Below are 21664 nucleotides of genomic sequence, written 5' to 3' on the forward strand. Positions count from 1 at the left end.
ATTTACCTCTTTTTTAAATCATATCTTAACAGTCTGATTGCATTTAATACAACAACAATGACAGATAACTCATGAATGAGCATCCCCATCGACATGTTGACTACTTTAAATATAACACCAATCATTAAAATTGCAACTGTTGAAAGTGCAAACCCTATGTTTTGATACATCGTAGTTTTTACTTTTCTACTGATTAGTATTGCATCTTTGACATTTCTAATATCATCACTTAATATAACAACATCTGCTGTTTCCATGGCAAGGTCCTTACCTAAACCTGATATTGCAATCGATGCATCTGCATAACTTAAAGCAATACTATCATTTAATCCATCACCAACAAAGATGGTTTGGTATGTTTCTTGATAAGTCTTTAATATCTCTGATTTATCTACTGGAGATAATGAATGATGATATGTATCTAAACCAATACTTAAAGATACATTTTTAGCAACTACTTCATGATCTCCAGTTAGCATAACTAAAGGATTTAAATTCATTTTTTTAAGTTCATGAATCAGTTCTTGACTATGTGTTCTTAGTTGATCTTTTACACCGATAATACCTAGTATTTTTTCATTTGTTGAAAGCGTTAGTGTTGTTTCACCTTGATTCTTAATAAAATCTAAATCGTTTAAATATAGACTACTTTCTAAATGTTTAGCTTTAGGAGATTTTCCAATATGATACGTTATACCTTTATACATATAAGAAATACCTTCTCCAATATCAATCTTGAAGTTATCTAGTGGTTCTTGATAAGCTATATTTTTTAATTCAGCAGCTTTTGTGATTGCTTTTGCAATGGGGTGTTCACTTAACTTCTCACCAATAGCAGCAATCCGAATGAGTTCATTTTCATCGATATCATACGTCTTTATTGAACCGATTTCTAAATTACCTTTAGTCAATGTGCCTGTTTTATCAAAACTAACCATTTGACCCTTTGATAATCTTTCAATGGATTCACCACCTTTAAAAAGAATTCCTTTTCTAGCAGCATTTCCTATACCTGCAACATAAGAAACTGGTGTTGATATGACGAGTGCTCCAGGACAAGAAATGACTAATATGGTAATAGCTAGCCTAATATCTAAACTTACAAAATAAACCAAAACAGAAAGTAACAACATTAGTGGTGTGTAATATCTTGCAAATTTTTCAATAAATTTTTCAGATGTTGATTTTCTATCTTGCGCATCTTCAACCATACTGATCATTTTTGAAAGTGTTGTATCTTCTCCAACTTTAGTTGACTTCATATAGATATATCCTGAATGTAGAATCGTAGACCCAATTAAGATATCACCAATTTGCTTCAATAAAGGAATGGATTCTCCAGTCATCATTTGTTCATCGACAAATCCTTCACCATCCAGTAAAATTCCATCTGTTGGAATCACTTCTCCACTCTTAACCAAATATGTATCACCTACTACTAAATCTTTAAACGGAATGAACACTTCTTGATCATCTATTATTTTTCTAGCAAACTTTGGCTTTAAATCCATCATTTTGGTTAATGCACTTCTTGTTTTTTCTAAGGATAGTTTTTCAAGATGATGCCCTAATGTAAAAAGATATGTAACAGCGGCAGCCTCAAAATAATCCCCTATAATGTATGCTGCAATTACTGCAACAGTTACGAGTAAGTCAATTCCTATATATAAATACTTTAAATCTATGATCGCTTTTTTAAAGATATGGAAACCAGAAACAATTGTAAGTAGCGTCATAGTAACGATACTTAATGCGATATTCACTTTCCACTCATTTAAAATGATAGATAGAATAAATAAAGTACTGATTACATATAAATACAAATGCTTCCTTAAGTGCCTCATCATTACTTACTCTAACACTGGATAACCTAAGTTATTTAAAGCATTTTTAAGTTCTGTTTCATTTTGAACTGTTTCATCAAATACGACAGATACTTTAGATGCATTAAACTTAACAGTTACATCAATCACACCTTTTTCTTTTTTTAAACCATTTTCGATTCTTTTAACACATGAAGGACATGTGAGTGTTTCTACTTTAAATATTTTTTCCATTTTCAATACTTCCTTTCTTATTGGTATCTTTAGTATATCCCTAATAAGTAAAAAAAACCTTGACCTAAATCAAGATTTTTACGTTTAACCTATTTATATTAGTTTCTAATAATGATGTATACCATATACCCAATATAGATGGCAAATAATATAAATCCTTCAAATCTTCCAATCTTTTTACCTGTTTTTGAAAATATCCAAGTTAAGATAGTTACACCTGCAAGTATACTTAGGTCAATCCAAGAGTTACTTGGATTTGGAGCAGGTGATATACTTTGAGATGCACCATAAACAAATAAAATATTAAAGATATTAGATCCTACAATATTTCCAATCGCAATATCACTTTCTTTCTTATACGCAGCAACAACGCTTGTAACAAGTTCAGGAAGTGATGTACCTACTGCGAGAATGGTTAATCCAACTAAAAGTGGACTCATACCAAAACTTAATGCAACTTTAACAGCACTATCCGTGGTAATAACACCACCTAGGACAATCATCGCTAAACCAACGATTGTTAATAGAATATTGATTTTAAGTGAAAATTTTGTGGGTATTTCTTCGATATCTTGGTCTTTGGAATCTTTAATCATCTTATAAACAAAATATCCAAAGAATAATAAGAATATAAACCCCTCAAGACGGTCAATCAAGTCACCATTGATAAAAAAGAATCCAAGTAACAATAAACTCGCAATCAAGGATATGGGTATTTCTCTTTTAATTAAACTATTTTTAACAATAACAGGACTAATCATTGCGGATAATCCTAAAATCAATAAAGTATTAAACAAATTCGATCCAACGATATTACCTAAAGACATGGAATGATTTTGTTGAATAGAAGCTGTAATACTAATTGCAGCCTCTGGCATACTGGTTCCAAATGCAACAATCGTCAAACCAATAATTAATGTAGGTACTTTTAATTTTTTTGCGATTCCTGCTGAACCTTCAACAAAAAAGTCTGCACCCTTCACCATAATTAAAAAACCTAATAGAACCAACCCAATATCTAACATGTTAAACCCTCATTTTCAAGATAGTAAAATTTTATCTTGTCTATCTTAACATATTTTAAGGTGAAATGTCAGTCTATTTACACAAGATAATGATTGAAAATGTTTACCTATTTTAAAAGTATAGATTTTAACGAATGAACATCTAATACTTTTCCGCTAGAAACAATTTTTTGATCAACCATTAACGCTGGTGTTTTAACAACTCCAAGTTGTACAATTGTCTTTAACTCTGTTATATATTCAATATCTGCTTCTATATTGAGCTCTTCTACAGCTTTCTTTGTATGTTCTAATAACATTTTACAGTTATTACATCCTGTTCCTAATACTTTTATATTCATATAGTATATCTCCTTTTATAATTTAGAATATGAACTGATAGAAATTAAATATATATCCCATAATAATGATGGATATTGTTACGATACTAATAAATGTAACTAATAGTTTAGGTTTAACAACCCTTTTTAACATCAGGATAGATGGTAGAGATAAAGCAGTAACCGCCATCATAAAACTTAGAACAGTTCCAAGACCAACACCTTTAAGTAGTAATGCCTCAGCTATAGGTAATGTACCAAAGATATCAGCATAAATTGGAATTGAAATCAGTGTTGCAATAATGACTGAAAATGGATTATTATCTCCTAATACAGCAAGTATCCAAGAAGTAGGTATATAACCATGAATCAAGGCACCAATACCAACACCTATAAAGACATATAAATAAACCTTTTTGATAATATTCTTGACTTCATTAAGCGCATATCGACTTCTTTCTTTTTGACTCATTTTTTCATCTTCTTGTAGTTCATAATGTTCATTGATATCAAATCTAGCAAATTCTTCTATTTGATCATCCATCTTCAATAAACCAATAATAAACCCACCAATCACAGCAATTAATAAACCTACAACAACATATAAGAGTGCAACTTCATAACCAAATATACTCGTAAGTAGAATGATACTTGCAATATCAACTAGAGGTGATGAGATTAAAAATGAGAAGGTTACACCTAAAGGTAAACCCGATCTGGTAAATGCGATAAATATAGGAATCGATGAACATGAACAAAAAGGTGTAACCGTTCCTAATAAAGCACCAACAATATTTCCTTGAATACCTTTCATAGAACCTAGTATTTTCCTTGTTCTTTCGGGTGTAAAATAGGATTGAATATAGGATGTGATAAAAATAAGGACAGATAATAAGATAAATATCTTTATCACATCATAAAAGAAGAAAGTTATTGCATCAAACATTAAATCATGTTCATTCATTCCAAAGACATCTTTAAACAGCCAATAAATAAACTCTTCCAGCCACTTCATTTTTAAAAAAATATCATTGATGATTTGAAAAAAGTTCATATTATGACTCCAAAATAGATTGTAGATAAAGAATCATCTCTTTGATATGATCATTATCTATATGGTGATGTTTCCAGTTACCTTTTTTTGAAGTCTTAGTGATATTTGATTCGGATAAGACTTTTAAATGGTGAGAAAGTGTTGGCTGTGTGATTGGTAATTGATTAATAATCGTACATGCACAGCGGTCTCCATTTTTTACTAGATCAATCACTTGTAATCTTGTTTCATCAGAAAAAACTTTAAATAATTGACTTAATTTTTTATAATCCATAGAATCATCTCCTGTATCGATAACCATCTATATAGATGAGTATCTATATTGTAATGTGTATACTTAAACTTGTCAACTAAAACTATAAAAAAAAACAATAGACCATGTAAAGTCTATTGTTCGTATTGTATTTATCTGTAAATCATTTTAAATTTCTTTTTGTGTTCATACATTTCATTATCTGCAATCTCCATTAAACGATCATCTGAAATGGATAAATCATGAACAACGGATGAACCTATTGAAAATCCAAAGTGATATGGAAGATTTTGTTGTTCTTCTTTGATACGTTCTTGAATTAACTGTTTCTTGATTTGATAAATTGCCTCATCATTATTTAAACATAGACAAGCAAACTCATCTCCTCCAATTCGGTAACACGTTCCTTGGTCTCCAAAAACCTCTGTCATAATATCAAATGCTTTTTGTAGTGCTTCATCACCTTTATTATGTCCAAAATTATCATTAATATGTTTAAGTTCATCTAAATCAAATACAACCAGTCGTAAATTCTTCTTTTTGTCCACACTCTTAAATATCTCTTCGATATCTCTTTCATACGCTAGACGATTATATCCTTGAGTGATATGATCCATAAATGCTAACTTTTTGTAAAACTCTTCTTTATAAGCTGATTTAATTTTGGTCAGTATGTATTTAATATAGTAACTCATAAAGACTATCAACAAGATTCCTACACCAATAGATATATAACTGGATGTATTTCTAAAATCATTATTTACAAAACTAATCATTTCTATGAGTGCGAAGAATACGACTAATAATAATACTTTTACAAAATTGGATGCTCTTTTATTATTGAATTGCTTAATTTCAAAAAATACAAGTCCAACACCTACAAACATTCCAATAAGTACTGAAATTTGGGTGAATGCTACAGTTTCAAAAAAATCATAGATACCAAATATATTTAAGAGTATGATTGAAATAAATATACTAAAGTATGCATAATACATAATCTTTAATGTGGTTTTAAACTTCGTTAATAAATCTTCTCTTAAGTATCTAATAAGTGGTAGTGGTAATAAAGGAATCATAATATAAGCTAGGGAACCTAGTAAAATTTGACTTCCAGTAAAAAATTGTAGCAATCTAGATTCAGCTATCATCCAAAGAGACAGTAATACAGAAAATATTCCTGTATAAACAAATCCCTTATCCTTATTTTTAGCAAGAAATGTATTCATTAAGACAACAAAGAATCCTGTAATTAAAACTAATAATGCAACAAAGAATCTAAACCCATATGTTGTAAATAAATAGACATAAAGTGAGTCTCTTTGTCCAATCATAATAGGGTTTAATTGTCCTGCCATATCTTGATAAGGTGACATATACTCGATACTTAAAATACTTCCTTCGGAAAGATTATGAACATCCACCATATGCCATAAGCTTGCATATGGATCAAGGGGTTCAGAACCAAAATTTCTTTCATATATTAATTCATCATCCACAAAAACCCTAATATCTTGTAGGGATGTTCTGATTAATAATGTTTGTTGATCATGGAATCTTTCATCCATTTCATAATTAATTGTAAATGTTTCATTTGAATTGGCTGCAACTTTTGTTGGTAGACTAATGGAATTTCCTTCATGGAACCATCCTGTTTCTAAATAGGTTGGACTCGTTGGTGTTAATAAATGCTTATCTCTTTCTATAAAAAACAAACATAAAACCACTATGAGTACAGTCATCAACAAAAAATAAGGTTTTATAGGTCTCATATATTATTTTCTCTCCCAATACTTATTATATGCGATATTTATAAAAATATTGTATATTTACTTCTTTAGTGATTCTAATTGATTTTGATAACTGGATAATTCTCTCATCGTTATGGTTTCACCATCAATCATATCTTGGTAAAGACTTACATAGAGCCTTTTTACTTGGTCCCATGAAGTAAAATCATCTGTTACAACAATTGATATTCGAATCGGTGATTGAACCATTGATAAACCAATCTTCATGATTTGATCTGTTGGTGTTTCATCTAGTTTGTGAATCACTTCTTGAATTGGAGACATAACACCACCTAAACCACTGGTGTACATATAATTAATTTCAGGGTCTGTTATAAACTCAATCCATTTTTCTGCAAGTGCTAATTGTTTAGAATATTTAATCATACCATACGTCCAAGCACCTGCAGTTGTTCCCATATAACCTGTTTCAGCTGATTTTGGAGCTGGACCTAATACATATCGATTAGGGTTTGCTTGATATGCGGTACCAATTGGACCCATATGTCCAAAACTCATTTTAAGGATATTGTTATTTAAACTATCTGTTGGTTGATTCATTTGATTTAATTGATTTCCAGTCATAAGTGCACCATCATCATAGAGTGACTCAATCATTTGCCATACTTTAAAGGATTCTGTATTATAAAAACTAGGTAATTGATAATCTCCCATCGATAATATCATGCCAGATATGGGGTATATGAGTTGTGATGAAACTTGTGCATAAGGAAATCCAAACACACTTTCGTTAAGGGATGATTTTGCATTTCTTGCAGTTTCAAAGAAATCTTCCCAAGTAATTGATTTTATTTCAGTAATTTCATTTAAATCGTTTCTTTCAACTTCAACTGTAGAAGGTAAAAAAGGTAAGATATCTTTATGATATATACTCATATATACATCATATGAAATGGGTACGAAATACCTATTTCCTGCTTGATGTGTATAGTCATTAAATATATCGGTTATGGTACGATCAGGATATGTATCAATCCAAGATAGATCCTGCATGATATCACTTTCTATGAAAGGTTTGATATGTGCAGTGTCTACCATGATTAAATCTGTTTCGAATTCACCACTTATGAGTTCACCTGAAATCACATTATATAAGTTATCAGGATTATCATAAATAACTTCTACATTAATATCATATTCTGCTTCAAACACTCTAACAAACAGTCTAAAAAATGTTTTTTCACTGGGTTGTTGCATACCACCAATAAGCAGTCTAAGTGTAGGTTCCTCTACATGTTTTGCACAAGACACAAGAAATAATATAGAACAAAGTGAGATCAGAGAAATTATCTTTTTCATGAGGATTCATCCCCTATGTGATATGTTTTTCTTAAATAATTCATCAACTCAATAAAGGATGCTTCCCATGAGACGAACAGATTAGGAATGTCCTCATATCGTTTTTCATAAAGTACTTTAGATAATTCTTGAGTAACTTTGGATAGTTTTGTTGCCCCAATGCTTGATGTACTTCCAACAAATTTATGCAGTAAAGCTCTAGCTTCTTGATAATTGTTACTATCTAAATAAGTTTTTAAATTTAAATTCGTTTCTTGATGTTCTAAGACATACTCTTTGATTACTAAATGATATAAATCTTTTTGATTACCTAAATTATTTAACCCCTTAACGAGGTCAATTGGAGATACTTCATTGGTGATTACTTCCCCCGTTTTAGAAAGTATATCATTGATAAATAAAATAACTTCATCTGGGTCAAATGGCTTAGATATATAGTGTTCCATAAATGCTTCTTTTGTTCGTAGTTTAACATCTTCTGTAACCTCAGCCGTCATAGCAACCATTAATGCATTTGGGTTTAACTGATGGATCTCTTTTGCTGCATCATATCCATTTAATATAGGCATATGGATATCCATTAAAATTAAATGGATTTGATGCATTTTTTCTTTATACATTAAGACAGCCTCATAACCATTATTGGCAGTTAAAATATCATATCCCGCTTGTTCTAAAATAAGTTTAGCAATCAGTTGATTGGTTTGATTATCATCGACAACAAGTATGAGTTTATTCTTTTTAACCATTGTTTTAGAAGTATCAGAGGTTTGTTCTTTCGTCTTATTCATTGTTTTATGGATAAATAACTCTAGAATTGTATTATGTAAAATACTAGAAATAATAGGTTTTCCAATACCTGCATCAATCTTATAGGATTCAATCACATCAAATAGATCAGTTCTTTGCATTGGAATCATCACCATCATTTTAGGTTTTCTTGTAATCAGTTCATTTTGGTTTAATTGATCTAAATAATGTATACCATCAGGCTCTGTTGTTTCATAGTCAACAATTACCAAATCAAATGGTTCTTTAAGTAAACCATTATGATGTTCAAGTAGTGTTTTCGCACCATAACCTGAAGTGGTTAATTCTGCTAAAACACCAAATGAATTGAGATATGTTTTCATAATGTTTAAATTTGCAGTGTTTTTATCTACAACGAGTACTTTAATGTCTTTAAAGAACTTTTGATGATTATCTTTAGATAGTTCACCTTCTTTATCGGTATCTACTTTTAAACTTAAATTGACAACAAATGTAGAACCCTTATCCAGTGTTGAATAGACTTGAATATCTCCACCCATTAACTCTACTAAATGTTTAACAATGGATAATCCTAACCCTGAACCACCAAATCTTCTATTAATACTAGAATCGGCTTGTTGGAAAGGTTTAAAGAGGTTTTTAATCGTTTCTTTACTCATACCGATTCCAGTATCTTTAACGGTAAAGATGATATGTGCTAAATCTTCTTCTAATGCTTTTAAATCCACTTCAAATAATACTTCCCCACTCGTTGTAAATTTAATAGCGTTGTTTAATAAATTAATAAAAATTTGTTCAATACGTTTAGGGTCTCCATAAAAATATGTGGGAACTTTAGGATCTTTAATCAGTCTAAAACCTAAACCCTTATCATCTAACTTTACGGCTAAAATACTCATCATATTATGAATCACTTGGTCTAGATTAAATTCTGTTGTTTCAATTTCTATCTTTGATGCTTCGATTTTTGAGAAATCAAGTATGTCATTAATGAGTGATAACATATTAATCGATGCTTGATTGATTCGGTCAATGTATACTCTTTGTGTCATGGAGACATCTGTTTTCTTTAATAGATATGTCATACCTGTTATGGCATTTAAAGGTGTTCTTATCTCATGAGACATTCTTGCCATAAAGGTAGATTTCATTTGATTCGTATCTTCTAAAACAGATTTTGCTTGTTCTAGCTCTTTAGCAATCACTTTTCTTTCTTCTATTTCTTTTCTTAGCTTATGAATCCAGTATAAGGATGTAGAGACCGTTAATAAAATAATAACAAATATAATAATCACTGCTTGTAGTAAGAGCGTATAATCTGTTGCAGGGTCTTGGTAGAGTGTAACCCACTTAGAATGTATTTCAATACGTTCTTCTAATGTAATACTACTTAATGTTTTATTAATAATAGATAATAAAACTGTATTTTCTTTTAATACAGCAAAGTGTAATCCAATAGGCACGTCATTAGGAAGTGCTGTAAATCTTAAGTTGGATAAACCATTAGATTTAATTAAATAATCTGTAGTTGCAAGGTTTCCTATAAAAGCAACCTCTCTACCATCAGAAACTGCAGTTAAAGCATCACCTACATCGTTATATAAACTTAAATTAATATTGGGATAATCACTTAAAAATGTATGATGTGAACTACTTGTTTGAACTGCTACAGTTAATCCTTCTAAATCATTCATTGTTTTAATTTCTGTACGGTCATTACGGGTTACAATTACACGTCTAATTTCATAATACATTTCAGAGAATGCTAAAAAATCTTCTCTTGCAGCAGTTTTTGATATTGCAGGTAAAACATCAATTTGACCATCAAGTGCTAATCCATAAGCTTGAACCCAAGTTAAGTTAGGTACCACCTGAAAATCAATAGGTATACGTTCTTCAAACTTTTTGATGTAGTCGGATGCAATTCCTTGGTATACTCCATTTTCAATAAATTCAAATGGGATAAACTCAGGGTCTACGGCGAGTGTTAATACCGGATTAGAATCCATATAATTTTGTTCTTCTAAAGTAAAGTTAATAGGTTCAAGCGAAAAAGTGTCTATACTTCCTATAGACACTAAAAGACATAACATTAAGACAATTATCCATAATTTTCTCATTGCGCAATCCCCTTTAATTTTTTAGCGCTGAGTATATAACGTGTTGATTGTACAAATTTGTGGAACGATTTCTAAGAATCCGGTTGCAACATCCGGATCAAAATGTTTCCCTATGTTCTCTTTAATTATTTTTACAGATTCTTCTACTGTATATGCTTTTTTATAGACTCTTTCATTAATCAGTGCATCAAAGACATCAATAATTGCCATCAATCGTCCGGGTAATGGAATATTTTCTCCCTTTAACCCTTTAGGATATCCTGTTCCATCATATTTTTCATGATGGAACTCTATAATTTCTAGTGCTCTTTTAATAAAACTTGGAACTTCTTCACCTTCAGGTAATTCTTTTTTAAGTGCGATGACGCCGTAATCCACATGTTTTTTCATTTGATTAAATTCATCATCTGTAAGTTTTCCAGGTTTAAGTAATATACTATCTGATATAGCAACCTTGCCGATATCATGTAGTGCTGAGGTTTTAACTAATTCTTGTATATATTCATCCGTTAAGACATTTTTAAATTTCTTTTTTCCCTTTAAATGGTTACACAGTAAAGACATCATTTCTTGCGTACGCATAATATGATTATAACTTTCTAAGTTTCTAACCTCAATTAAACCAACAAGTGCTTGAATTGTGATATCTCTTGTAATCACTAATGCTTTGGTTGCTTCTGCAATTTTTCTATCTAATATTTTATTAGCATCTTCTGTATCATGTTGAAGTTCTAATAATTTTTTATGTACATCAATTCTAGTTTTTAATGCATTTAAATTAATGGGTTTTCTAATGAAGTCCACAGCTCCCATTTGTAAACCCTTAATTTCATCTTCAACATCTTCTGCATTTGTAAGTATGATCACTCGAATATGTTTAAAATAGCTATCACTATTTAATATTTCCAAGACTTCAAAACCGTTCATTTTAGGCATATTTAAATCTAAAATAACCAAATGAATATCTGGATCATATCTTAGCATCTCTAAAGCTTCTTCCCCGTCTCGTGCTGATAAACATAAAAAATCTTTTAACATGTTCTTGATAATAAAGAGATCGGTAGCCGAATCATCAACAACCAATATTTTACATATCATATGAAACACCATTCTCCCCAGAATAATAATTCATTCTTAACTTAATTTAATTATACCATATACCCATATCTTTCGAATATTTTTACCTAAACTACAAAAGATTTACTATAAAACCTTATAATAAGTCACTATTATTTAATTATATGGTGCCATAAAAGGCATCCAAGCCATGAAAAACTTTATTATCTACTATAATAAAGATATAAATACTAGAAAAGAGGTTTTTAATCATATGAAAAAACTATTTTTATTATCAACTTTATTATTATCCCTTCTCACATTAGTTGCTTGTGGTAGAGATGAATCTGTTTTAAGGGTTGGTATGGACTTAAAATACCCTCCATTTGAAACAGTAGACAACAATAACAATGCAGAAGGTATTTCTGTTGACATTGCTTATGCACTAGGTGAATACTTAGGGATGCGTGTTGAAATTGTTAATACTGATTTTGGTTCAATCATTCCTGCAATCCAAAGTGGTGAAATTGATATTGCAATCGCATCGATGAGTATTACATCTCAAAGACTTGAAGTCGTTGATTTTACAGATCCTTATTTTTACTTTAAAATTATTTCACTACTCAATAAAGATTTTGCTGATGCTAATAATTTAGATGAAGATTCAACGGTTGAAGAACTACTTGCAATTGAATCTGCAAGATTCGTAGGTATTGCATCTCAAGTATCTTCATCTATTCCAAAAAGTTATGGTAAAGAAGTTTTAGAAGCAACTGATTTAGGTACAGCAGTTGAATCCATTGCTCAAGGAACCAGTGATATTTTATTAATGAGTGCAAACCCAGTGGTTGATGGCTATAAAGCAAACCCTGATGAAACCATCATTGTTTGGGATCCTTTTGTTGCAAGTCCTATTGGAATGGCTGTTAAAAAAGGTAATACTGAACTTTTAGCTAAAGCCAATGCTTTTATAGAAACATTTGATGATGAGGGTGGCTTATATGAAGTGCTTGCTACAAAGTGGGATGCACTTCTACTTGAAAGACTTGGCCGATATGGCTTGAGTTTCTATTTAAATGAGTAAGGTCTTATCCTACGTACTTGCAGTCCTAACTGTTTTACTACTTGTCTTTTTTGTTGTAACAAGACAAGTAGAAGACTTCTCATTGGATGCATTTAGTCCATATCAAGATATATTGACTGAAGGGATTGGAAATACATTATTGGTATCCTTTGTTTCATTATTAGGAAGCCTTGTTTTAGGGTTTGTTTTTTACCTGTTTTCTGTTTCTAAAGTAAAATACTTAAATGCACTAACCGATGTATTTACTGAAATTATTTACGGAACACCACTCTTAGTCTTAGTTGTTGTTACTGCATTTTTAATTGGTCCTGCATTTGGTACATACAACAGAAACTTGATGGGTTATATTGCACTCATCATCTATATGACACCTTATATGAAAAATGTGTATAAATCCGCATTTTCAAGTATTTCAAAAGATCAATACTTAACCATGGATTTATTTGGTTTCACTCCTTATCAACGCTTTAGATTCATCATCATCCCTCAAGTGACAAGAATTCTAATGCCTCCGATGATGAATAATCTATCGATGATTATTAAAGGTAGTGCCTTACTTAATGTGTTATCTTATAATGAACTATATTATGCAATCCGAGTTGCACAGTCTCAAACATTTAGATTTGTTGAAGGTTATATTCTACTATGGATACTTTACTTAATGATTACCATTCCACTCTCACAGGCAGCAAAATATATTGAAAGAAAGTGGTCATTATGAAAATAAACATCAAAAATGTTACACATCGTTACGACGTTGAGGTCTTAAAAGAATTAAATCTGGATTTAGAAGGATACCAATCGATTGCAATCATAGGTGTATCCGGAAGTGGAAAATCCACACTCATTCGTCTGCTTTCAGGATTAGAAAAACCTAGTCAAGGTGAACTTTACTTAAATAGCTATAACGTTATGAATGAGGACTATAAAAAAAGTATTGGTTTTGTATTCCAAAACCATAATTTGTTTCCTCATTTGACATTAAAGAAAAACATCACGCTTGTCTTAGAAAAAACAAGAGGTTTTTCTAAAGAGGATGCGTCCATTACTGCAAGTAAATACTTATCCCTTCTACACCTAGAAGATCAAGAAGATAAACTTCCTAAAAATGTATCCGGTGGACAAGCTCAAAGAGCATCCATTGCTAGAGCATTAAGTGTTAATCCGAATGTGATATTTATGGATGAACCGACCTCTTCTTTAGACCCTATACTGACTCATGAAGTATTAAATGCTGTTAAAGAATTAAAAACAATTGGAAAAGATTTTATCTTTGTTACACATGAAATGAGTTTTGTTAAAGACTTTGCGGATTATGTCATTTTTATGCATCAAGGTGAAATTAAAGAAATGGGAACACCTTCTATATTGAATACACCTCAAACTGAAGAATTAAAACTTTTTATGGAGAAGGTGAGATAATGCAAAGATTATTAAAAGCAGCGCTCATTGGAAATATATCTGGTCTTGGTGTTCACTGGATATATGATCGACCTTTTTTAGAGACCTTAAGTCAACATCAATCACTTATCTTTAGGGTTCAAGATAAAGAAATATATGAAAAGGCTAAAAAATCTTTTTATGTTTATCCCAATAAACCCCTCGGTTCTGTCTCTACACAAGGAATGTTTTTATACTGGCTTTCAAATGCCTTAACAACAAACCCAAATTTAACTCAAACAGATTATAAAAATTTATTATTTAATAAAATAAAACCAGGTGGTTCCTACTCAGGTTATATTGAAAGTTATGCTAAAAAAATGATTATCGAGGAACTTTCAAAAGATCTATCCTTAGAACTACCCGTGTTACCTAAAACAGATGATCACTTAGTTGGGTTTATTCCTTATATTGCATACAAAGCGCACCAACTTGATTTAACTCATGCACTTAAACTCACCCAACTCTTTTCAAATCTTAATGAATATCAAGATTTTTTTAATGTGTTCGATATTCTTTTAAGTCCAAGTGGTTTAAATCTAATAGAATCACTCAAAAAATCTATACATCAAGCACCACCTCATTATAAATTAGCCTTAGAACAAGCACTCATCACCCAAGATTTAGATTTATTCATCAACGAACACTCAGGTATTGCTTGTCAAATAAACCAATCCATTCCACTGATCTTTTATATCTTAAGTCACTCGAACTCTTTTGAAGATATGCTTCATTTGAATGCTAAACTAGGTGGTGCAACCGCTGATAGAGGGTTAATCCTTGGCATGATTGGTTCTATCTATTACGATATACCAGATAAGTTTATAAATATGCTTGATCTATCCATACTAGAAAAACAATAAATAACTTAAGGAGGTTTACATATGTCACAAAGTAAAGTCGTTATCATAGGAACAGGATTTGTTGGAATGAGTTATGCCTATGCATTACTCAATCAAGGAACGGTTGAGGAAATTGTCTTAATTGACATTGACCAGAGAAAAGCTGAAGGTGAGGCAATGGATTTAAACCATGGTCTTGCATTCGCACCTAGAAAAATGAGTATAAAAAGCGGTACATATGAAGACTGTAAAGATGCAGGCTTAGTGGTGATTACTGCAGGTGTAAATCAAAAAGACGGAGAAACTAGAATTGATTTACTAAACCGAAATGCTAAAATTATGCAATCTGTTGTAGGAGAAGTTATGAAAAGTGGTTTTGACGGTATCATTTTGGTAGCAACCAACCCCGTAGATATCTTAACCTACGTCGTTTGGAAAGCATCTGGTCTTCCATCAAGTCGTGTTATTGGTAGTGGAACATCACTAGATACAGCAAGACTTCGTTATGAAATCTCTCAGTACATCCATATTGATGTTAGAAACATCCATGCATATATCTTAGGTGAACATGGAGATTCAGAATTTGTTTGTTGGTCTAATGCCAATGTCGGTGGTAAACCATTTAAAGATGTGATTGAATCCATGCCCAACCATATTAAGTTTTCAGACTTAGATGCTATCTATAAGGATGTTAAAAATGCAGCATATGATATCATCTCTAGAAAAAGAGCGACTTATTATGGTATCGGTATGGCACTTGTAAGAATTACTTCCGCTATCTTTAATAATGAGAACCGAATCCTTCCAATCTCTGTTTATAATGACGGGGTTTATGATATAGAAAAAGATTTATATATTGGATTACCTGCTGTTTTAAATAAAAATGGGGTAGATCATGTTGTTAGATTAAATCTAGACAGTGAAGAAACAACCAATTTAAAAAAATCAGCCAATATCCTAAAAACTAATATCAATTCAATGAATTTTTAAAATAAATTGGGTAAGACATTTCGTCTTACCCTATTTTCATTATTCGATAGAACTTTCAATCACTTGTAACTTCTTGTCACTTAATTTAATATGGTCGAAGAACTTAATCACAGATACATAATAATTTATCTTTTCTTTATTTGAAAATCTTCTATAAATTGAGATGTTTTCACTGGCTTGTTTTAAATCTTGGTTTGGTAGTTTTCTATCATCATTTTTGTGGTGGCTTGCAGATAGGTATCTATAAATATCATGTATTCCTTTTAATTCTGTTGTACTAAACTTCTCGCTTAAACAATCATTTAAGATTAACTTTTTATAATCCGCCTCTAAATCCAATACACCACTAGAACCTCCTGATAAATAAGATGCAATCACAGTTCTTTTTTCGTCGTGTAATGTATCCATTGTGACTTTTAAGGTATGTTGTATGAAGTATCTAAATGCTTGCATGTAGATATCTACATTAGTGGTTTTGTCACCTTTATTCAGTAATACATCAAAATTTTTAATCAGTTCTATTAAGTATGTTAGTTCGTTTGAAAGCTTTGGATAATTCTTGTATTTTTCTAAGACGTGTTCAAAAGTAATTTGATAATCCCTTGTTAAATAAGTATGTTCACTCTTTATAATATTTTTATAAAGTGATGATGGAACTTTTACAGCATTCCAATTTGAAATAATTTCTTTTAACTCATCCATAACGACATGGTGGTTATTCTTTAATCCATATAAATATATGAAGTTTCTAGCTGTATAAAGTATGTTATACATCACTCTTCTTGAATGTTCTAAATCATTCTTTAGACATGATGCAACATCTGGAACAAAAACGTATTTAAAATCTAGTCCTCTACATGCTTCAACATATAATACCTGAACGGTGTTATCGATGGATTCAAAAACTTGTTGATACCCCTCACTTAAAATATAAAGTATAAATTCTTTTAAATCATTTGATCTAGTTAATCGCTCAAAATGAGCCACCAAATCAAGTATTATATTTTGATCCATACTTGCAATAAGCGCTTGATTGAGTATGGATAAAACCAGTTCAAATAGGCTCTTATTGTAATCATTTTTCTCATATTGGTCTACATATTTCATGAGTGCTAAGAAAGCATCACTTTCAATATCTATATGAGGTACATGGATATTCATTCCAATTTTTGCTCTATTTAAAACCGCTTCATAATAAAGTTTATCTTCTTCGTTTCCAACGATTAAAACGATATCTGAGTATTCTATTCCCTCTTGATGTAATTTCTCTAAATCTTTTATAAGCTCCTCAACTATGTCTTTTCTAAATTCATGGAATGAAAGCGATGGTCTATAATGTTGATCAATCATATATTTTGAAACCTTATCTATTCTATCTTGATTATGATAGATTAGTGTTACAAGTTTCATAATAGATTTATCTGTTTTATAATTATCAACTAACAAAATCTTGCTGAACTTCTTAGAATGATATACTTGATAAAGATAGGTTTCTTTTAAAGATGTTAAAGATAAATTTTGATCATCATTTCCAAGAACATACAAATCTTGAGTATTATTCGTAAAAGTTTGAATGAATTCAATATATTCATCTTTGTAATCTTGTGCATTATCAATCATAGCTGTATGATATGTGCTTATAATTTGTTGTCTTAAAGATTCATTTTTCTTAAGAAGGCTTATCGCATAGGATATTGGAATAAACCTCAGTGTAAGTTTTTCCTTTTCTATACGTTCAAAATAAAGATTTTCTGCTTCAATTGTAATGTTGGGATAGATTCTAGGGTTTCTCATGTAATCCAAATAGATTTTATCTGTTTTACAAAACTGCTTGATACATTCACTTTTAACCGTTTCTAAATATGATTGACTTACAAACTTTTTTTGATAACCTTCAAAATCTAAAATAATCTTTAAAGCAAACATATCCATTGTATAAATGGATAGTTTGGATACATCTACTTCATGATTCAACTTTTCTTTGATTTGATACATATCATTCATATTGGATGTTAGAATTAATAACTTTTCAATTTGGAGGTGTTGTTTTGAAACTAAATGTAAAACACGTTCGACTAAAACGTGTGTTTTACCAGTTCCTGCACTCCCTAAAACTAAAAAGCAGGATTCAGATGTTTCAATTGCTTTAAGCTGGTCTTCAGTATAATTGTATTTCATCGTTATCCCCTAACTTCAACAAATTATAATTCTATTGTATCAACGAGTACATCATTTTCATAGACTAAAACTATTTCGAAAAACGAAACTTTTGAAAACAGTTTACTTAAAAAGTATTTATCCCCTTCCCACATAGGAAGTTTGTAGATATCTTTTATATCAACCCAGTGAAGTGTTCCTTCATTAGATGCTTTTAAATTTCCTTTATAAGCATCTGATTTAAATAAATATATTTTTTCTTCGTAATCAATATTCTTAAAATAAACATTACCTACATGTTGGTAGTTTAATAGATCCAGATTGGTTTCTTCTTTGGTTTCTCTAATGAGCGCATCCTCAATCGATTCACCAATCTTAATTTTTCCACCAATACCTAAATATTTTCCCTCATTCATATCTTTTTTTGTCTTATGAATGAGTAAAACTTGATCTGACTTTATGATATAAACCAAAACGGTTTCTAATATATTCATAAATCCAATCTCATGAGTTCCCAATCGATATAACGATTTTCTAATTTTACCGCATTTTTTGCAACACCATAGGATTTAAATCCAAATGATTCATAGAGTTTAATGGCTCTTAGATTTGTTGTTGCAACCTCTAATAAAATCATTTCAATGAATCCAGAATTTTTTGCATAATCTATAACTTGATTCATTAAGAGTTTGGATACACCTTTACCCCAATATGACTTTAAAACAGATATTGCAAGTTCTGCTTTATGTTGAATTCTAGGTTTAGTTGATGTATGAATCTATGCATTACCAATAATCAAATCTTTATCTTTTACAATATACATTTTTGCATAAGGACTTTGATTCATTCGTTCCAAAAGAGTTTCTTCTTCCTTAAGTGAAAGTGGAATACCTTCGTTACCAAAGAGTAAAAAGTCGGTTTCACCACCCACTTTTTTTAAATACTCAAGCATATCTTTCGCATCTTCTTTTTGAACAAGTCTAATTTCAAACATCAAATCTTTCCTTTACCGATTCTTTCATGATCTTGTGTAATGTACTTACGACATCTTCACATTGACTAATATTTCTAATCTTATAATTTTTGTTATCTGTCTTAAAAATAACAGCTCCAGATGTGAATGTCATACCTCTGGATTTGTCTCTTCTAGAAAGTATAGTTTCTACATCTTTAATTGGGATGGTGATGGTTTTTTTTCGATGAAATATATAGAAATATTGATCATCATAACCAATCGATTCATATGGTTTTCTTAAGTCATAAATGATAGCCAAAATTAATGTTACAATAAAACCTAATGGTAATAGTAGTATATAGTAAACATCAGAGTCTATATTTGGATTTGAACTTTCTAGTAATGACGAAATAAAGAATATTTCTACCATAAACATGATGAATATCATAAACCCGTAGAATGCTACAAAACCTCTTGCTTGATGCCCTACAATTTTCATATGAGACACTCCTTATATATAAAAATAAACGATGATACATAAATCATAACTTTTGTTTGATGAATTGCTTTTATAGAATTATTTTACATGAAACTAATTGAATTAACAATCTATATATTAACTAATATAAACAGCCTATCTAAAAATAATTATTTTCAAATAGGTAAATACATCTCATACTGAGCAAGGGGTTGTTTAAAGAAATCTAATCTTAATAAAAAGTTCTTAAGTTTATCATTGTTGGTGAAACTAATGGATAGTTTTTTTAGATCCATGAGCTTTACCATCTCATAAATTAAGTACTTACTGATTCCCATCAAACGGTTGTTGGGAATCATGGAAATATAATAGATTTTACCTGTATTTTGTATAGCAATGACACCAATAAGTTTTTCACCTTCAAATGCACCGTAATAAAGAATATCTTTTAAATGTCTTTGATAATCAAAATCATTTTGCCAGTTGATATGCATTCTGTCATGTTCTAAATAAAATGATTTTGTAGTCTCAAGATCAATCATTTTAATTTCGATACCATTGGGTTTTACTGCATAAATATCTTTAGGTGATAAATGCTGATAAAAATTTAAATCATAACTAATTTCATATCCTTGTTTCAAATAAAATGAAATTGCTTTTTCATTGCCTTTAATGACTTCTAAAAATAATTGTTTGCACTTGTGTTCAACTGCGATTTCATGATGTAACTTAAATAAATTTTGAGCAACACCTTTGTTTCTATAAGATTGATCTACAGCGAGTGTGCCACATCTTAAGGTTTTAACCCCTTCATACACCTTAATACCTCCAAGCATCAAACCCACCGGGATTAAACCATCTAAAGCCATTACTGAGTTTTCAAGTTGATTTCCTTCAATCTTTAAAAAGAGTTCTTTAAATCGATCAAGGGTTAAATCAAACTTAATGATATAATCAGAAAATCCCTTGTTAAAGGCATGATACATCTTTTCTATATCAGATACTTCATATCGTTTATACGTAATCATGCTTTCTCTCCTTTGAGTTTTTTATGAATAAACTTAAATAGATGTTTTGAATATGTTTTGAGTTTCAGATCACTTACTATGCCTGGATAAAAATAACTATTAGAAGGATGATAATCTTCATTGATTAAGTCACTAAATCTCACTTGATTGAGATTATCTATTAAGAATTTTTGGTAATAAGATTTTAGTTTGTCTTGAAGTTCTATATCTTCAGTTTCCATATATGCAATATAATACAAAGTAATTCCTCGGTCCCTATTTTTTAATCCGTCGATATAAGTAATAATTTTATCAATTTCAGAATCATGTGTACTTAAATCTTCTACAACAACATAGATATCTTTTCTTCTATACATCGAAGCATGTTTTATAGCAAGTTCATTTGTCTTAAAATAAGGACTTAAATGGATGAGATTTAATAAATCTTCATATGTGTGTTTGAACTCAAAAGTTAATAGATTTGTATTCTCTTTAATACGTTTAATTTTATTTAAGTTTTCATATCCTTGATATCGTTTAAAATAAATCTTTAGAGGTATGATCAATGAAATCATCAGTAGAATACCTGAAATCTTTAAAGGATTATTTCCAATAATATCACCAATACCTAAGAGTATAAATCCGACTAAAATTACTAAACCGTTTAAACTTAAAAAAATATTATATTCACGTTTTGTAAAGGGTTTATCATTTTTCATAGGTGCGTAACTTCTCTTTCATCAGTAGTACCGAAATCTCTAATGCTTCAACTCTCCTGATGATTAGTGTTTGTTGGGACTTATTTAATTTATTTAAATCAATCGCATGAATCTTATTTAAAATAGATTCCACTTGTTTAATAGATTCAATTAATTTATCTTTATTGATTTCAACCACAGTATAACCTCTTTGTTTATCTATATACTTATTATATAACGATACTGG

General features: G+C 30.3%; 23 protein-coding genes. 5 read left to right on the forward strand and 18 right to left on the reverse strand.

All coding sequences use genetic code 11. The annotated features are described in order from the left end of the window. Positions 1 to 2 precede the first annotated feature (2 nt). The 10 genes from B5X49_RS04700 to B5X49_RS04745 all read right to left on the reverse strand — a co-directional run bounded on the left by B5X49_RS04700 (position 3) and on the right by B5X49_RS04745 (position 11808). On the reverse strand, positions 3 to 1823 hold the full coding sequence (locus B5X49_RS04700; RefSeq protein WP_159444488.1) for a heavy metal translocating P-type ATPase: 1821 nt from the start codon (positions 1821 to 1823) through the stop codon (positions 3 to 5). Positions 1824 to 1850: 27 nt separating this feature from the next. Further along, complete coding sequence (locus B5X49_RS04705) at positions 1851 to 2057, reverse strand: heavy-metal-associated domain-containing protein (RefSeq protein WP_045748875.1); 207 nt, start codon at positions 2055 to 2057, stop codon at positions 1851 to 1853. 98 nt (positions 2058 to 2155) lie between these two features. Continuing rightward, entirely contained in the window at positions 2156 to 3082 is a 927-nt protein-coding gene (locus B5X49_RS04710; RefSeq protein WP_045748874.1) for a calcium/sodium antiporter, read from the reverse strand. A gap of 107 nt (positions 3083 to 3189) precedes the next feature. After that, positions 3190 to 3423 carry a thioredoxin family protein gene (locus B5X49_RS04715; RefSeq protein WP_045748873.1) on the reverse strand — a complete coding sequence of 78 codons (234 nt, stop codon included), beginning with the start codon at positions 3421 to 3423 and terminating at the stop codon, positions 3190 to 3192. 22 nt (positions 3424 to 3445) lie between these two features. After that, on the reverse strand, positions 3446 to 4417 hold the full coding sequence (locus B5X49_RS04720; RefSeq protein WP_246777877.1) for a permease: 972 nt from the start codon (positions 4415 to 4417) through the stop codon (positions 3446 to 3448). A gap of 40 nt (positions 4418 to 4457) precedes the next feature. Then, positions 4458 to 4730, reverse strand: coding sequence for an ArsR/SmtB family transcription factor (locus B5X49_RS04725; RefSeq protein ID WP_045748871.1), 273 nt, complete (start codon positions 4728 to 4730; stop codon positions 4458 to 4460). Between the two features lie 131 nt (positions 4731 to 4861). Beyond that, positions 4862 to 6424, reverse strand: coding sequence for a GGDEF domain-containing protein (locus B5X49_RS04730; protein ID WP_159444489.1), 1563 nt, complete (start codon positions 6422 to 6424; stop codon positions 4862 to 4864). A gap of 114 nt (positions 6425 to 6538) precedes the next feature. Beyond that, entirely contained in the window at positions 6539 to 7819 is a 1281-nt protein-coding gene (locus tag B5X49_RS04735) for an ABC transporter substrate-binding protein (protein ID WP_045748869.1), read from the reverse strand. After that, the gene (locus tag B5X49_RS04740; RefSeq protein ID WP_045748868.1) at positions 7816 to 10710 is read right to left on the reverse strand and encodes a response regulator; all 2895 of its coding nucleotides are present in this window, start codon (positions 10708 to 10710) and stop codon (positions 7816 to 7818) included. The genes B5X49_RS04735 and B5X49_RS04740 overlap by 4 nt, the downstream gene beginning before the upstream one ends. Positions 10711 to 10731: 21 nt before the next feature. Next, complete coding sequence (locus tag B5X49_RS04745; protein WP_045748867.1) at positions 10732 to 11808, reverse strand: HD-GYP domain-containing protein; 1077 nt, start codon at positions 11806 to 11808, stop codon at positions 10732 to 10734. A gap of 232 nt (positions 11809 to 12040) precedes the next feature. Between B5X49_RS04745 and B5X49_RS04750 the strand changes: the two genes are divergently transcribed. From B5X49_RS04750 to B5X49_RS04770, 5 genes are read left to right on the forward strand one after another with little or no spacing between them, the layout of a single operon-like run. Then, positions 12041 to 12850, forward strand: coding sequence for a transporter substrate-binding domain-containing protein (locus tag B5X49_RS04750; RefSeq protein ID WP_159444490.1), 810 nt, complete (start codon positions 12041 to 12043; stop codon positions 12848 to 12850). After that, the gene (locus tag B5X49_RS04755; RefSeq protein WP_045748865.1) at positions 12843 to 13571 is read left to right on the forward strand and encodes an amino acid ABC transporter permease; all 729 of its coding nucleotides are present in this window, start codon (positions 12843 to 12845) and stop codon (positions 13569 to 13571) included. The genes B5X49_RS04750 and B5X49_RS04755 overlap by 8 nt, the downstream gene beginning before the upstream one ends. Beyond that, on the forward strand, positions 13568 to 14272 hold the full coding sequence (locus B5X49_RS04760) for an amino acid ABC transporter ATP-binding protein (protein WP_045748864.1): 705 nt from the start codon (positions 13568 to 13570) through the stop codon (positions 14270 to 14272). Before B5X49_RS04755 ends, B5X49_RS04760 begins: the two co-directional genes overlap by 4 nt. Next, on the forward strand, positions 14272 to 15153 hold the full coding sequence (locus B5X49_RS04765; RefSeq protein WP_045748863.1) for an ADP-ribosylglycohydrolase family protein: 882 nt from the start codon (positions 14272 to 14274) through the stop codon (positions 15151 to 15153). Before B5X49_RS04760 ends, B5X49_RS04765 begins: the two co-directional genes overlap by 1 nt. A gap of 21 nt (positions 15154 to 15174) precedes the next feature. After that, a complete protein-coding gene (locus B5X49_RS04770) occupies positions 15175 to 16122 on the forward strand; it encodes an L-lactate dehydrogenase (RefSeq protein WP_045748862.1) in 948 nt (315 codons plus the stop codon). 39 nt (positions 16123 to 16161) lie between these two features. On the opposite strand, the gene B5X49_RS04775 is transcribed toward B5X49_RS04770, so the two are convergent. The 8 genes from B5X49_RS04775 to B5X49_RS04810 all read right to left on the reverse strand — a co-directional run bounded on the left by B5X49_RS04775 (position 16162) and on the right by B5X49_RS04810 (position 21616). Continuing rightward, positions 16162 to 18300 (reverse strand): UvrD-helicase domain-containing protein, encoded by a 2139-nt coding sequence (locus tag B5X49_RS04775; protein WP_045748861.1) that lies wholly within the window; start codon positions 18298 to 18300, stop codon positions 16162 to 16164. Positions 18301 to 18323: 23 nt separating this feature from the next. Then, entirely contained in the window at positions 18324 to 18773 is a 450-nt protein-coding gene (locus tag B5X49_RS04780; RefSeq protein WP_045748860.1) for an NUDIX hydrolase, read from the reverse strand. Further along, complete coding sequence (locus B5X49_RS04785; protein ID WP_079560703.1) at positions 18770 to 19057, reverse strand: GNAT family N-acetyltransferase; 288 nt, start codon at positions 19055 to 19057, stop codon at positions 18770 to 18772. The genes B5X49_RS04780 and B5X49_RS04785 overlap by 4 nt, the downstream gene beginning before the upstream one ends. Further along, positions 19058 to 19273, reverse strand: coding sequence for a hypothetical protein (locus B5X49_RS04790; protein ID WP_052669887.1), 216 nt, complete (start codon positions 19271 to 19273; stop codon positions 19058 to 19060). Further along, positions 19266 to 19733, reverse strand: a complete 468-nt coding sequence (locus B5X49_RS04795) for a hypothetical protein (RefSeq protein ID WP_045748859.1) — start codon at positions 19731 to 19733, stop codon at positions 19266 to 19268. Before B5X49_RS04795 ends, B5X49_RS04790 begins: the two co-directional genes overlap by 8 nt. 155 nt (positions 19734 to 19888) lie before the next feature. Next, the gene (locus B5X49_RS04800) at positions 19889 to 20740 is read right to left on the reverse strand and encodes a GNAT family N-acetyltransferase (RefSeq protein ID WP_045748858.1); all 852 of its coding nucleotides are present in this window, start codon (positions 20738 to 20740) and stop codon (positions 19889 to 19891) included. Next, positions 20737 to 21438 (reverse strand): hypothetical protein, encoded by a 702-nt coding sequence (locus B5X49_RS04805; RefSeq protein WP_045748857.1) that lies wholly within the window; start codon positions 21436 to 21438, stop codon positions 20737 to 20739. The genes B5X49_RS04800 and B5X49_RS04805 overlap by 4 nt, the downstream gene beginning before the upstream one ends. Beyond that, positions 21428 to 21616 carry a hypothetical protein gene (locus tag B5X49_RS04810; RefSeq protein WP_045748856.1) on the reverse strand — a complete coding sequence of 63 codons (189 nt, stop codon included), beginning with the start codon at positions 21614 to 21616 and terminating at the stop codon, positions 21428 to 21430. Before B5X49_RS04810 ends, B5X49_RS04805 begins: the two co-directional genes overlap by 11 nt. Positions 21617 to 21664 lie beyond the last annotated feature (48 nt).

This window comes from Acholeplasma oculi (genome assembly GCF_900166985.1).
GTDB lineage: Bacteria > Bacillota_I > Bacilli_A > Acholeplasmatales > Acholeplasmataceae > Acholeplasma > Acholeplasma oculi.